Raw genomic sequence first — 13,646 nt, forward strand, 5'->3', positions numbered from 1 at the left:
ATCACCCTCGTGGGTTACCCACAGCCAGCCTGTGGACAACTCCCCAGGCTGTGGACAACTCAGGGCAACCGTGTGGGAGGAGTGGCCCGATGACCCTCGAAGTCGTCTGGTTCGTCGTCATCGCCTTCTTCTGGCTCGGCTACCTGTTCCTCGAAGGCTTCGACTTCGGCGTCGGCATGCTGCTGCCGATCCTCGCCCGCGACAACACCGAGCGGCGCGTCATGGTCAACACCATCGGGCCGGTCTGGGACGGCAACGAGGTCTGGCTCATCGTCGCCGGCGGCGCGATGTTCGCGGCGTTCCCCGGCTGGTACGCGAGTCTCTTCTCGGCCGCCTACCTGCCGCTCCTGCTCCTGCTGCTCGCCCTCATCGGCCGCGGCGTCGCCTTCGAGTACCGCGGCAAGGTCGACTCCGACCGCTGGCGGCGCACCTGGGACCGCGTCATCGTGGCCGGCTCGTGGATCCCGCCGCTGGGTGTCGGGCTGGTGCTCGCGACCAGCGTCCTCGGCCTGCCGCTCGACGCCGAGGGCAACCGCGTCGGCTCCGCGTTCGCCGCCGTCCGCTGGGACACCCTGCTCGGCGCGGTCGCCATCACCGCCTTCTCGATCACGCACGGCGCCGCGTTCCTCGCCCTCAAGACCACGGGTGAGCTGCGGGAACGCGCCCGCAAGCTGGCGATCCGGCTGCTGCCGCTCGCGATGGTGCCGATCGTCGCGTTCCTGGCGGTCGTCCAGTGGCGCAATGGCACGCTGTGGACGCTGCTCGCGTTCGGCGTCGCCGCCATCGCCGCGGTCGTGGCCTGGTTCCGGCTGCGCGCGGACCGCGACGGCCAGGCGTTCGCGGCGCTCGGGGTGACGATCGCCGCGGCGGCCGTCGTGCTCTTCGGTTCGCTCTTCCCGAACGTCCTGCCCTCGACCCTCGACGCCGCCAACGACCTCACCATCGCGGGCACCGCGTCGAGCCCGTACACGCTGACCGTGATGACCTGGGTCGCCGTCTTCGGCGCCCCGGCCGTGCTGATCTACCAGGGCTGGACGTACTGGGTGTTCCGCAAGCGGATCGGCACCCAGCACATTCCGGCGGTCCACGCACCATGAACAAGCTTCCCGGGCGCGCAACCCTTCTCGCCTCGGAGTCCACAGTGGACTCGGCGCGGCCGGGAAAGGGCCCGCTCGGCGCATTGCCGGCCCTCGTGCCGGCCGTGCGCCGAGCGCTGGCCCTGGTGGGGTTCCTCTCGTTCCTCCACGCCGCCGCGCTGGTGGCACAGGCGTTCCTGCTCGCCGACGTCCTCGCGGCGATCGTCGGAGCGGGGTCCGGGGGACGCACCGCCCAGCTGGCCGCGCTGCTCGCGCTCGTCGCGACGCGCGCGTCGACCGGCTGGGCGGTGCGCACGGTCTCGGCCCGCGCCGCCGCGACCGCCCAACGCGAGCTGCGCGCCCGAGCCGTCGACCACGCGCTGCGCCTCGGCCCCGAGTGGATCGCCCGGCGCGGCCACGGCGAGCTGACCGCGCTCACCACCCGCGGCCTCGACGCGCTCGACGCCTACTTCCGCGAATACCTGCCCGCCCTGGTGACGGCGGCCGTCGTCCCGCTCGGCGCCGGCGCGGCGATCCTGTTCGCCGACTGGCCGTCCGGCGTGATCATCGCGCTGACCGTGCCGCTGCTCCCGATGTTCGCGATCCTCGTCGGCAAGTACACGGCCGGCCGGGTCGCCGGCGCGACCGACGCGACGCACCGGATGTCCGAGCGCCTGCTGGAGCTCGTGCGCGTGCTCCCGGTGCTGACCGCGTTCCGCCGCGCCGCCGCCCAGGCCGAGACGGTTCGTCGGCTGTCCGAACGCCACCGCCGCGCGACGCTCAAGACGTTGAAGGTCGCCTTCTCCTCGGCGTTCGTCCTCGAGCTTGCCGCGACGCTGTCGGTGGCGCTGGTCGCGGTCGTCATCGGCGTCCGGCTCGCCGGCGGTCACCTGCCGCTGGCCATCGGGCTCGGCGTGCTGATCCTCGCGCCGGAGTGCTACCAGCCGCTGCGCGCGGTCGGCGCCGCCTTCCACGCCAGCGAGGACGGCGTCGAAGCGGTCCGGCGCGTCGCCGACCTGCTGGCCACGCCGGCCCCCACGCCCGGCACGGAGATCCCCGCGCGTGACGAGCTTCGGGTGTCTTCGCTCCGGGTGGCGCGCCGCGGCGGGTTCGCCCCGGACGGCGAGACGTTCACGGTCCGCCCGGGCGAGACGGTCTGGCTCCGCGCCCCGAGCGGCGGCGGCAAGTCGACGACGCTCTCGGCCCTGCTCGGCTTCGTCCCGGCCCACGACGGCGCCATCACGGTCGGCGCGGTCGACCTCGCCGACGCCGACCTCGCGCGCTGGCGCGAGCAGGTCGCGTGGGTCCCGCAGTCGCCCGTGTTCACCGGCGGCACGGTCCGCGACGAGGTGGGCTCGGAAGCCCCGCTCGACGAACTCGGCCTGACCGGGCTCGCGGACCGCCCGGTCGCGAAGCTGTCGCTGGGCCAGCGTCAGCGCGTCGCCGTGGCCCGCGCGCTGGCCCGGGTCGAACGCGGCGCCTGGCTGCTGCTGCTCGACGAGCCGACGGCGCACCTCGACGAAGCCACCGCACGCCTGGTCCTCGACGCGGTCCAGCGCGCGGTCGACAACGGCGCCGCGGCCGTCATCGCGGCCCACGAGCGCACGGCCGCCGTCGACTTGCCACCCGGCACCGGCCCGGCGCTTGAAGTGTCCACAAAGGACTCGCAGGGTGAGCCGCTGAGCTGGCGCGCGCTCCTCGACGGCCGCTTGTTCGGCGGCGCCGTGCTGGGCGCGGTGGCGCTGCTGGCCGGGGTAGCGCTGACCGCGACGTCGGGCTGGCTCATCGCCAAGGCGTCGCAGCAGCCGCCGATCCTGACCCTGACGGTCGCGGTCGTCGGCGTCCGCGCGTTCGGTCTGGGCCGCGCCGGGCTGCGGTACGTCGAACGCCTGGCCACGCACGACGCCGCGTTCCGCATCGCCGGCCGGTTGCGGGTCCGGCTCTGGAATTCGCTGGTCCGCCTCGGCCCCGCGCGCGGACTGCGCGCGGGCGAGGGGCAACGCCGCCTGGTCGCCGACGTCGACACCGTGCGCGACCTCCTGCCCAGGGTGGTTTCGCCGCCGCTGGTGGTGGCGCTGGTCGCGGCGGGCGCGATCGCCGTCCAGACGTGGGTCCTGCCCGCGGCCGGCCTGACCCTCGCGGCGGCGGTCGCCGTCGGGCTGTGCGCACCGTGGGTCGCGCTGCGCACCGAACGCCGGGCGACGTCCGCGCTGGCGACAGGCCGCCGCGACGTGGCTTCGCGAGTCCTGGTCCTGTTCGAGGCGGCAGCCGAACTCCTCGCCTTCGGCACGGCCCGCGACCACCGCCGTGCCCTCGCGGATGCCGATACCCGCCTGGCCGCCCAGGCCCGCCGTCAAGCTTTCGGCGCGGGCGCGGCGGAAGCACTGGTGACGCTGGCCTGCGGGACGGCCACGGTCGTCAGCACGGCGTTCGCCGCTTCGGCGGTCACGTCCGGCCGGCTCGACCCGGTCCTGGCGCCCCTGCTGGCACTGGTCCCGCTCGCGCTGGCGGAGGTCCTCGCGCTGCTGCCGCCGGTGGCGCAGCACTGGGACACGCTGCAGCGCGCCCGCCGTCGCCTCGCCGACGCGCCCCCATCGCCGCCTCGCGCCGAGCACCCCGGAGCGGGCGTCCAGCTGCGGGGCGCGGACCTCGGCTGGCCGAACGGCCCGGTCGTCCTCCACGACGTCGACCTCGACCTCCCACCGGGCACGTACGCCGCGGTGGTCGGGCCGAGCGGCGCCGGCAAGTCGACGCTCGTCGCCGCGCTGCTGGGCTTCCTCGCACCGCGCGAGGGCGTGGTCACGGTCCCGGACGGGGTCGCGTGGGCACCGCAGGAGCCGATGCTCGCGGCCACGACGGTCGCCGAGAACCTCCGCCTCGCCCGCCCCACGGCAACCGAGGACGACCTCCGCCAGGCGCTCCACCAGGCCGCCCTCGACGACGTCGACCCGGCCACCCTGCTCGGCAGCGGCGGCACCGGCCTCTCCGGCGGCCAAGCCCAGCGAGTCGCACTGGCCCGCGCACTGCTCGGCGCGCCGACGGCGGGGCTCGTCCTGCTGGACGAACCGACCGCGCACCTCGACGAACCGACGGCCCAGGCCGTACGCGCCCATCTGCGCGAAGCCCTGACCGGCCGCACGGTGCTGCACGTGACCCACCGAGCCGACGAAGCCACCGACGCGGACGTGGTCCTCGAGGTCCGCGACGGCCGGGTCGTGACCCGCGTACCGGTGCCGTGATCGCACCCCCGCTGCGCCGCGCGATAATGGCGGAACTCATGGATCCGACGCTTGCCGCGCGGGCACTGTCCGCCGCCACCGAGATCACGAGCACCGCCCTGTCCGGCGACGACCCGGGAGCGGTGCTCGACACGGTCGTCGCCCGAGCAGCCGAACTCGCCGACGCCGACCTCGGCCTCGCGATGGTGAGCGCCGACGACGGCCGAGTGGTGGTCGAGGCCGCCCACTACGCGACGGCGCACCCCAGCGCGCACCCGACCGCGGGGTCGGGCAGCGGTGGCCTGGGCACCGGCGGCCAGGAGGTCGGTACCCGCACCGCCGACCCAGCCGCCTCGCATGGCGAGCGGAGCGCGAGCGCCAGCACGCCACAGGCCGACACGGGCGCCGCCTCCATCGCCGGCCAGGGCGCCGATCGCGCGGGCACCCGAGGCGCCGGTCCCGTGGTCAGCCAAGGCACCGACGCGTCGGTCGGCCAGGGCGCCGATGCACCAGCCGGCCGGAGCGCCGGTCCCGCGGTCAGCCGAGGCGCCGATGCGTCAGCCGGGGAATCCCTGCGAGGCCTCGCCCTGCCCGCCGACTCCGCGGCCGGGCACGTCGCTCGCGGTGGTGAACCGGTGGCCAGTGATGACTTCACCGTCGATCCGCGGACCGCGCCCTACGTTCCCGCCGAGCTTCACGGCTATGGGCCGTTCGCGGCGGCGCCGTTCGGGTCCGGGGGGCGGGTGCTGGGTGCGCTGACCGTCTACCGGAAGCGGGGCCGGGAGCCGTTCTCCGCGGGGACCGTCGAGATGCTCGTCGCCTTCGCCGCGCAGGCCGGGGTCGTGCTCGCGCTCGCCGAGGGAGCCAACGCGCGGCACCGGGTCGCGCTGTACGAGGAGCGCGAGCGCATCGCCCGCGAGCTCCACGACGTCATCGTCCAACGGCTCTACGGCGCCGGCATGCAGCTGGACCGGGTCCGGCGCAACATGCGCAAGCGGTTCGCCCAGGCCGACGGGGCTCGCCTCTCCGACGCGATCGACCAGCTCGACCAGACCATCGAGGAGATCCGCGGCACCGTGCGCGCGCTGCGGTCGCCGGAGCCTCGCCACGACACCGGCACGCCCACCGACCTCGCCGAGTCGGCGCGCGGCGAGGTCCGCATCGCCGGGGAGCTGCTCGGCTACCCGCCGACCCTGGAGCTGTCCGGCGAATTCGCCGACATCCCAGCGGAACGCGCCGACCACATCCGAGCCGCGCTGCGCGAAGCACTGTCCAATGTGGTCAGACACTCCGGTGCGAGCGAAACTCGTGTGACGCTGGCCAGGGACTCCGACGGTGTCAAACTCCGCGTCCGGGACAACGGTTCCGGTGTTCCCCAGGGCGTCGCCACCCGCGGTCTGCGTCATCTCGCCGAACGCGCGGACGCCGCGGGCGGCAAGTTCTTCCTGAACTCCTCACCCAGTCTCGGCACGCTCGTCGCGTTCGACCTCCCACTTGACTGACCGGTTCTCCTGCGGACTCAACCTTCTCGGGTCATCCAGCCTCCCTTCCACGCCCTCGAAATGATCGTACCGCTTGATCGAACACACATTCGACTCACGTTCGAGTGAATCTTGTGCGGCAAATGCCCAGGACGGCATGGCGGACCGTGACCAGTCCGCAAAGAGCAAGCAGCGAACGGCGGATTGCGGACGCGCCGGTCGCGGGGGGTTACTTCTCGCGCCGCGCGATCCAGGCGGCGGCCTGCGTCCGGCGCTGCATGCCGAGCTTCGCGAGCACCGAAGTGACGTAGTTCTTGACCGTCTTCTCCGCGAGGAACAGCCGTTCGGCGATCTCGCGGTTGGACAGGCCCTGGCCGATCAGCTCGAGCACGTCGCGTTCGCGCTCGGTCAGCGTCGCCAGCTCGTCCGTCGGCGGGTGCCGCATCTTCTCCAGCACCCGCGCGGTGCTCAGCGGGTCCAGCAGCGAGCGCCCGGCGGCGACCTCGCGCACCGCGTGCACGACGTCCTGCCCGCGCACCTGCTTCAGCAGGTATCCGGCGGCCCCCGCCATGATGGCGCCGACCATCGCCTCTTCGTCGTCGAACGCCGTGAGCATCAGGCACGCCGGCGGGTTCGGCTTCGACCGCAGTTCGCGGCAGAGGGTGATGCCGTCGCCGTCGCCGAGGCGGACGTCGACCACCGCGACCTCCGGTTCGACGTGCATCGCCACCGCCAGGGCCTCTTCGACGCTGCTCGCCTCGGCGACGACCTCGATGTCGGGCTCGTCGCCGAGGAGGTCGCGGAGCCCGCGGCGGACCAGTTCGTGGTCGTCGACGAGCAGCACCTGGATCGGCATACCCCGAGGTTACGGGGTTGCGGACCACCTGGTGACGGCCGGTCGGCGCCGTCACACGTGAATTACGTCAAACGTGTGACCGCTGCAGTCGTAACATTCCACCCGGTACGCATTTCCGGCGCGGATTTCCGCAGGTCGAAGCCGAATCGGGAAATAATCACGGAAATTCCGCGAAGTGGTGGATCGCTGTCCTTCCCGGAATTGCGAAATGGTCCGTAACAGCGTCGCCGGGGTCGCGATACTAACCACGCAATCGCACCGATTCCCCTCTGGAAGGACTTCCGTTGTCCTTGTTCCGTCGTGCCCTGACGACGTCCGTCGCCGTCGCCGGGCTCGCCCTCCTCGGTCCCGTCCCCTTCGCATCCGCGCAGCTCGCGACCCCGCTCGCGGCCGACGTCGACTGCGGCGACTTCAAATACCAGGAAGAAGCGCAAGCCGTCCTGGACGCGACGCCGGGCGATCCGAACCACCTCGACGACGACAAGGACGGCATCGCCTGCGAATCCCTGCCGCACCGCCCGCAGCCGGGCACGACCGCCCCCGCGCCGACGTCCGAGCGGCCCACCACCACGAGCAAGACCCAGCCGGCCCCGAAGACCACCACCAAGAAGCCCGCCACCGGCACCCAGGTCAAGGTCAAGCCGGTCGGCGGCGTGGCCACCGGCGGCGGTGAACCCGACGCCGACGTCCCCGGCTTCCTGCTGCTCAGCGGCGCCCTCGTCGCCGCGGCGGCGTCCGGCGGCATGGTGCTCTACCTGCGCCGGCGCCCGAGTTGAGGCACCCGCGCCTGTGGCCCGCGGTCACGGCGGTCGCGGCGGCGCTCGGCGTCGTACTGGCCGTGGCGCTCGTCCTCGTCCTGTCACCGCGCACACCGGAGCCGATCGCCCCGCCGAGCCCGGCGGTCCCGGCCGCCACGGGGACCTCGATCGCCCCGGGCACCGCGGCGGCGACCGCCGGCGGCCTGCCGGCGGCGAAACCGGCGTCGTTGAGCATCCCGGCGATCGGGGTCCGGGCCGACGCGATCGCGGACCTCGGGCTGACCGCGGACGGCGCGCTCGAGGTCCCGCCCGACGCCACGACGGTCGGCTGGTTCACCGGGGCGCCGTCGCCCGGCGAGACCGGCCCGGCGGTGCTGGCCGCGCACGTCGACTACCGGCACGTGCCCGGCGCGTTTTCCCGGCTCAAGGAGCTGCGCCCCGGTGAGCAGGCCAGGGTCGGCCGGGCCGACGGCCGGATCGCGGTCTTCACCGTCTACCGCGTCGACCGCTACGCGAAGGCCGACTTCCCGACCGGCCAGGTGTACGGCGACACCGCCGATCCCGAGCTGCGGCTCATCACCTGCGGCGGGGAGTTCGACCGCGCGACCGGAAACTACCTCGACAACGTCGTCGTCTACGCCCGGCTGAGCGCGGTCGAAGTCTGAGCCAGGTCGATCCGCGCCAGCTCGAGCCGCCGGTAGGCGCGCTCGCCGAGCGACCAGACGTCGAGGACGTCGCCGTCCAGCTCGGGGTACGCGATCACCAGCCGCGCGGGCTCGGCGCCGTCCTCGCGGTACACGATGTCGACCGGGATCCCGGCTTCGAGCTGCCAGCAGAGTTGCTGCTGCTTCGGCGTGAGCCGGCCCGCGTACCGGTCGCTCATCGCGCGGGCGAGCTGGCCGCGCAGCAGGGCCGGACCGCTCGCCGGGGCCGCCAGCAGCCGCTCGGCGTGGTCGACGGGATCGGGCCGGAGCTCGTCGGGGGCAGCGTCGCGCAGGACGGCCTTCGGTTCGGGCTGGTCGCGGGCGGGCAGCACGATGGTGCCGTCGGCGGCGTGGCGGGTCGGCGCGTAACCGGCTTCGCGCAGCGCTTCGAGCGTGCCCGCCGCGTCCACAGTGGACGTCAGCACGGTCGGCGCCACGGACCGCAGGCCGAGCTTGGCGAGCTTGCGGTGCGCGGCGAGTTCGGCCAGCACGGCGGGTTCCCCGACGACGACGCTCGCGACGTCGATCACCTGCGCTTCCCCGTGCCGCCGCGCGACGTCGTTGACCAGGTACACCAACGGCTGTGGCAGTTCGCCCGCCGCGCTCGCGCCGAGGTCGGCGAGCAGCTCGGCGGCCGTCGCGCCCTGGTCGAACGCGCGCCGGACGGACGCGGGGGAGAACCGCCAGCTGGTCGCGGTGCCTTGGGATTCGCGGTCGGCGGCGCGGTCGAGCAGCGCGGCCAGCCGGGCGTCGGGCGAACCGGGCACGATCGCCGTCAGGTCGGTGCCGAACAACGCCGTCGTCCGCGCGCGGGCGACGAGTGCGTCGGTGACCTCGACGAGCTCGTCCTCGGACAGCAGCGCGCGCCCGACGGCGGTGACCGCGCCGTGCGCGATGACGCCGAGCAGTTCACCCTCGGCGACCGCGGTCCCGACGTGCGCGGCGAAGTCGTCGGTCGGCAGCACCGGTGCGTGCCACTCGACGACGCTGGTCAGCTCGCCGGTGATCGCCGCACCGGGTTCGAGCCGCGCCAGCAGCCGCACGACCAGTCGCCGGACGAGCGCGTCGACGTCGGTTTCGTGCTCGAAGGGCGCCGGGTTCCACCAGGTCGTCAGCAGCAGGCGGTACAGCAGCGCCGGTGCGGGCCGGGCGAGGTCCGGGTCCGGCGCGAGCGTGGGCGGCGGCGCCTTCTGGCCGCGGCGCGGGGCCGGCGGCTCGTCGGCGAGCAGCAGCCCCGCCTGTGCCGCGAGGTCGATGGCCAGCTCGATCTCCGCCGGCGTCGCCCCGGTGTCCTTGGCGACCTTCTTGACCAGCCGGGCCCCGATCGTGCCGTCCTTGAGCAGCGGCAACGGCTCCGCGGCGGCCAGGTCGAGGATCGCCGAAACGCGGTCCAGCAACCGCAGCGCGGCGGCCGACGAAGTGGCCTCGGCCGCCTCGGTCCCGACGTGCGTGACCACGAATTCCGGCTCCGCGGGCGTGAACGGCAGCCGGTGGTCCGGACCACGCAGGGCGAGCGAGATCTCGACCGGCATGGCGGTACCGCCGTAGTAGGTGCCGAACAGGAACCCGTGGTCGAGCGCCCAGCCGAGCGGGGGCATGCCGTCGACCTCGGGGACGCCGTCGGCCATGTCCTGCAACACCTTCCGCGTCCGCTCGGGCGCGGTGGCGAACAGTGCGCGGACGCGGTCGCGGTCGCGGTAGTGCCGGACGAGGTCCCCGGGCGGCACCCCGAGGTTGCGGGCCAGGCGCGCCCGCTGGATCGTGGTGAGGTCCGCGAGCAGGTCGGCGACCGGCTGACCGAGCCCTTCGGCGTGGAAGTTGTGGCGCTGCAGCACTTCCAGCAGGACGACGTGGTCGGCTTCCCGCCACAGCAGGGCGCGCTCGGCGAGTTCGTCCACAAAGGACTCCACGTTGGCGCCGGCGAGCAGCTCGGCGACGTCGCCGAGCGGCACCGGCCCCTGCCGGAGCGCGTTGCACAGCTGGACGGCCCGCAGCACCTGCGCCAGCGGCATGGACAACCCGAGCAGGGCCTGGTCGACGGATTCGGGCGACACGAGCCGCGCGACGACGACGTCGAGCCGCCGCGGCCACGGCTCCGCCAGCACGTCCGGCCGGCGGGCCAGCACCTTCGCCAGCCCGTCCCGGTCCAGGCCCGCGAGCCTGCCGAGCAATTCCTCGGCGGTGGTCATCGCTGTCCTCGAGTGGGTCGGTTACGGGGGCCGCTCGAGCCTACCCCGGTCCCGTGGTGCCGGGCTGGGGCCCGGGGGCGGCGGGCAGGTGATCGGCGATCCGGTCGGCGATCCGGTCGATCGACGCCAGCAACGCCTGCCGCGGCGCGGTCAGATCGAGCGAGTGGACGAAGAGTTCCACACCGCCGTGCCGGACCTCGTAGATCGCGAGCGGCTCGGCACCCTTGGCGTACACCAGGTGCCCTTGGCGGAGGCCGAGAGCGGTGCAGTAGGCCAGCATCTGGAAGAGGTTGTCGTTGTTCCGCTTCCCCTTGTACTTGGCGTCGACGGCGGCCACCGGGCGCCCTCGGTGGTTCCACACCAGGTCGAGCTTGATCGTCACCTGGTTGCCCGTGTCGAGGTGCGACCAATGAGGAGCGCTCGGCCAGCCCTCGACCCGGGAGCCGAGCGCGCCGGCGATCGACCTCGTCACGAAGTCTTCGAAGATGGTCTCCAGGTTGAACATGAAACCGTTGACGCTGAGCTCGCCGGGGGAGAGTTCGGGGGAACGGGCCTGCAGGATCACTTCGGCCAGCCCGAGCACGGCGTGGTAGCGCTCGTTGAGGCGGTTGGCCGTCCACTTCGGCGGCTGCGCCCAGGGGCGCGGGAGCCGAACGCCTTCGAGTCTGCTCCGAAGCGCGTTCAGCCGTGCGGAGGACTCCTCGTCGACGCCGGGCACGGTCAGCATGTGCTCGATCGCAGCCAGGAGGATCCGGTTCTCGGCGATGTCCGGGGTGAAGTCGTCGTACTGGATCTCCATCGGCAACGGCTGGTCGAAGCGTCTCCGCAACTGGTCGGTGAGCCTGATCCGGCCACGCAGGGCAGTCGATGATTCGTCGCGTTGCCGATAACCGTGCAGCGGTCCGAGCCGCAAAGCCGCATCGGCTTGCCGCCACAGCATCTGGGCGATGGCCGGTACCACGCCCTCCGCGGTGCCGGTGGTGACCAGTTCGTCCAGCCAGCCGGCCGGGTTCCGGGCGTAGCCCGCCAAGAACAACAGCCGTGAGATCTTCATCTTGGGCATGACCCGGAACTCGAGATCGCCCACGCGGAAGGCGCCGACCCGGCCGCGCTTGCCCGCGACCGTCCACCAGCCGCTTTCCCTGCGCCGGGTCACGGTGACCAGCCCGGACGCCTCGAGCAGCGTCGCTTGGCGGTCGTCGAGCTCGACCGCCTCACCGCCACCGGTCTCGGTGAGGTCAATCGGTGACATCGTCCGGCAAATTCGCGCGAATGGCTGCCAGCCCGAAAGCGTCCAGGCTGTTTCCGCTGCCGTAGTGGTGCTCGGCGAGCAGCGGGAGGATCGATGCCTGCCACGCCCGATCGAGACCGTCCGGACGCCGGTAGATGCTTTCCCGCATCAGGAAAGAAGGCCCGACGGCGAGGTCGCGCTGGCGGATCATCCGGTTCAGCGCGTCGAGGACCTGGGGTGCGTCCCGGTTGAACTCGGCGCCTTCGATCCGGCCCAGCCAACGACCCAGCAAGCCGGCGGTCGGTGGCAGCGAGGGGTGCAACTCGGTGAAGACGAACCGCCGGCGGATCGCGGCGTCGACCTGGGCGATCGAGCGGTCGGTCGTGTTCATCGTGCCGATGACGAAGATGTTGGGGGGCAGCGTGAAGTCGGTCCGGTTCGAGTACAGCAGGCTGATCGCCTCGTCGCGGTACTCGAGCAGGAAGTACAGCTCGCCGAAGACCTTGGCCAGGTTCGCCCGGTTGATTTCGTCGATGATCAGGATGTGTGGTTCCGACGGGTTTTCGCGCGCCGCGTCGACGAGGTTCCGGAACGGGCCGCCGTGGAGGCCGAAGTCGACTTTCCCGTCCTCGCCCTGCTGTGGACGGAAGCCTTCGAAGAAGTCTTCGTACGTGTAGGAAGGGTGGAACTGCACCAGCTTGACCGCCGTGAGGTCGGCCAGCAGGTGCGCCAGTTTCTGCGCGAGGAAGGTCTTGCCGGTGCCCGGCGGCCCGTGGAAGATCAGTTGCTTGTACTCCCAGAGCAGGTCGGCCTGGCTCTGCAGCCACTCGTGGTCGACCAGGAGGCGTCCCGCCGCCTCCTCGGTGACGGTCGGGAAAGCCAGTTCGCGCTGCGGCTCGACAGCGGGGTCCTCGATCGTGACGCCCAGGTTCCGGAGCACCCGCTCGACGGTTCCCAGGTTGTCGGTCAGCTCGACGATGGCCGACTGGCTGCCGAGCTTCGCGCGGAGCTCCTGCGGCAGCTGGTCCACCGTGGGTGGCGCTTCGAGCGGGAACCACCGAGCGAAGCGGCGCAGGTTGGACCGGGTGCTCCCGGACAGGAAGCCGGCCGGGCCGTCGACGCGTCCGAAGTAGACGTGCTCGTGTTCGTCCCGCGTCAGGACGTAGTCGCCGACCTGGATCCGGTTGAGGAAGTCGTTGAACTCGGTGAAACGCTGCTTCTGCGCGTTGTAGGACAGGTGCTGGTAGTCCTGGTCGACCGCCTTCCGCAGGCGCTCCGCGGAAACGGGCAGCGCGAGCGGGCGGAGGTTCGACGGAAGCGATACGAAGCCTTCGTTCAGCCAACCGCCGACGAGCTCTCGCTCTTCCGCCGAAGTTCCTTGGACCAACCAAGCCCGGCGCAGCGGCGCCGGCTCGGCCAGTGCGTCTTCGTCCAGCTGCTCCCGCAGCCATCCGGCGGTGAGCCGGGCCCCGGGGGCGGCGTGCCCGAAGACGTCGAACTCCACCCCCTCGGCCTCCAAGCGCTTGCGCACGTCCATTCCGCGGTACCGGACGGGCAGCATCCCTTCGGGCGGGAGCGAGCCGTCCACCTCGAGGATGCGATGGGTCCCCACCAACCCGGCCCGGGCCAGGAAGTGCCCGATGTGACGGGTGGACTGCCCGGTGATCTCCGAGAGGTCGTCGTAAGAACTCCAGAAGCCGGGGCTGACTTCGCCGACGAGCTTGATGATGGTGCGCTCCGAGCCACTGAGCTGCGCGACCGCTTCGTCGCGCTGCTTGCGCAACTCGCCGAGGCGGGTCTTCAGCTCCGCGAGCAGCTCGTCTTCGGAATGCGTCTCCAGCGCGATTTCGCCGGCGTCGGTCAAGGACCAGCCGCCGATCTTGCTCATCCAGCCGATCGTCGCCGCGTCGCCGGTGTGGTAGCCGAGGTGGACGCGCCAGCGGATTCGCCCTTCGCGGTCCTCTTCCCGCTCGTACGGTGACAGGCGATCGCCGACCCGCTCTTCGACCCGGTCGTACACCTGCCCCGGTTTGAGCGGGCCGTCGGCGTCCCGGAGGACTTCGAGGCTCGTCCGGAGGAGGGGCGCTATGCGTACGGTGTCGGCCAAGGGTGCTCCAGTCGGCTGTGCATCGG

The 13,646-nt window shown here is 72.5% G+C and carries 9 protein-coding genes; 5 read left to right on the forward strand and 4 right to left on the reverse strand.

What is annotated here, in order from left to right:
- Positions 1-89 precede the first annotated feature (89 nt).
- The 3 genes from cydB to AB5J73_RS12935 are packed head-to-tail and all read left to right on the forward strand — an operon-like array spanning position 90 to position 5,796.
- Positions 90-1,097, forward strand: a complete 1,008-nt coding sequence (gene cydB / locus AB5J73_RS12925; RefSeq protein WP_370969955.1) for a cytochrome d ubiquinol oxidase subunit II — start codon at positions 90-92, stop codon at positions 1,095-1,097.
- Complete coding sequence (gene cydD / locus AB5J73_RS12930) at positions 1,094-4,315, forward strand: thiol reductant ABC exporter subunit CydD (protein WP_370969956.1); 3,222 nt, start codon at positions 1,094-1,096, stop codon at positions 4,313-4,315. Before cydB ends, cydD begins: the two co-directional genes overlap by 4 nt.
- A 38-nt stretch (positions 4,316-4,353) precedes the next feature.
- Positions 4,354-5,796 (forward strand): GAF domain-containing protein, encoded by a 1,443-nt coding sequence (locus AB5J73_RS12935; RefSeq protein WP_370969957.1) that lies wholly within the window; start codon positions 4,354-4,356, stop codon positions 5,794-5,796.
- A 208-nt stretch (positions 5,797-6,004) separates the two neighbouring features.
- On the opposite strand, the gene AB5J73_RS12940 is transcribed toward AB5J73_RS12935, so the two are convergent.
- Positions 6,005-6,631 (reverse strand): response regulator, encoded by a 627-nt coding sequence (locus tag AB5J73_RS12940; RefSeq protein WP_370969958.1) that lies wholly within the window; start codon positions 6,629-6,631, stop codon positions 6,005-6,007.
- Positions 6,632-6,915: 284 nt separating this feature from the next.
- On the opposite strand from AB5J73_RS12940, the gene AB5J73_RS12945 reads away from it, so the two are divergent.
- Positions 6,916-7,407: an excalibur calcium-binding domain-containing protein gene (locus AB5J73_RS12945; RefSeq protein WP_370969959.1), complete on the forward strand. Its 492-nt coding sequence runs from the start codon at positions 6,916-6,918 to the stop codon at positions 7,405-7,407.
- On the forward strand, positions 7,404-8,054 hold the full coding sequence (locus AB5J73_RS12950; RefSeq protein WP_370969960.1) for a class F sortase: 651 nt from the start codon (positions 7,404-7,406) through the stop codon (positions 8,052-8,054). Before AB5J73_RS12945 ends, AB5J73_RS12950 begins: the two co-directional genes overlap by 4 nt.
- On the opposite strand, the gene AB5J73_RS12955 is transcribed toward AB5J73_RS12950, so the two are convergent.
- The 3 genes from AB5J73_RS12955 to AB5J73_RS12965 are packed head-to-tail and all read right to left on the reverse strand — an operon-like array spanning position 8,024 to position 13,620.
- On the reverse strand, positions 8,024-10,282 hold the full coding sequence (locus AB5J73_RS12955) for a helicase-associated domain-containing protein (RefSeq protein WP_370969961.1): 2,259 nt from the start codon (positions 10,280-10,282) through the stop codon (positions 8,024-8,026). The genes AB5J73_RS12950 and AB5J73_RS12955 overlap by 31 nt on opposite strands.
- Positions 10,283-10,322: 40 nt before the next feature.
- Positions 10,323-11,534 (reverse strand): McrC family protein, encoded by a 1,212-nt coding sequence (locus AB5J73_RS12960; RefSeq protein WP_370969962.1) that lies wholly within the window; start codon positions 11,532-11,534, stop codon positions 10,323-10,325.
- Entirely contained in the window at positions 11,521-13,620 is a 2,100-nt protein-coding gene (locus tag AB5J73_RS12965) for an AAA family ATPase (protein ID WP_370969963.1), read from the reverse strand. Before AB5J73_RS12965 ends, AB5J73_RS12960 begins: the two co-directional genes overlap by 14 nt.
- Positions 13,621-13,646 lie beyond the last annotated feature (26 nt).

The organism is Amycolatopsis sp. cg9, from assembly GCF_041346945.1.
Classification (GTDB): Bacteria; Actinomycetota; Actinomycetes; order Mycobacteriales; family Pseudonocardiaceae; genus Amycolatopsis.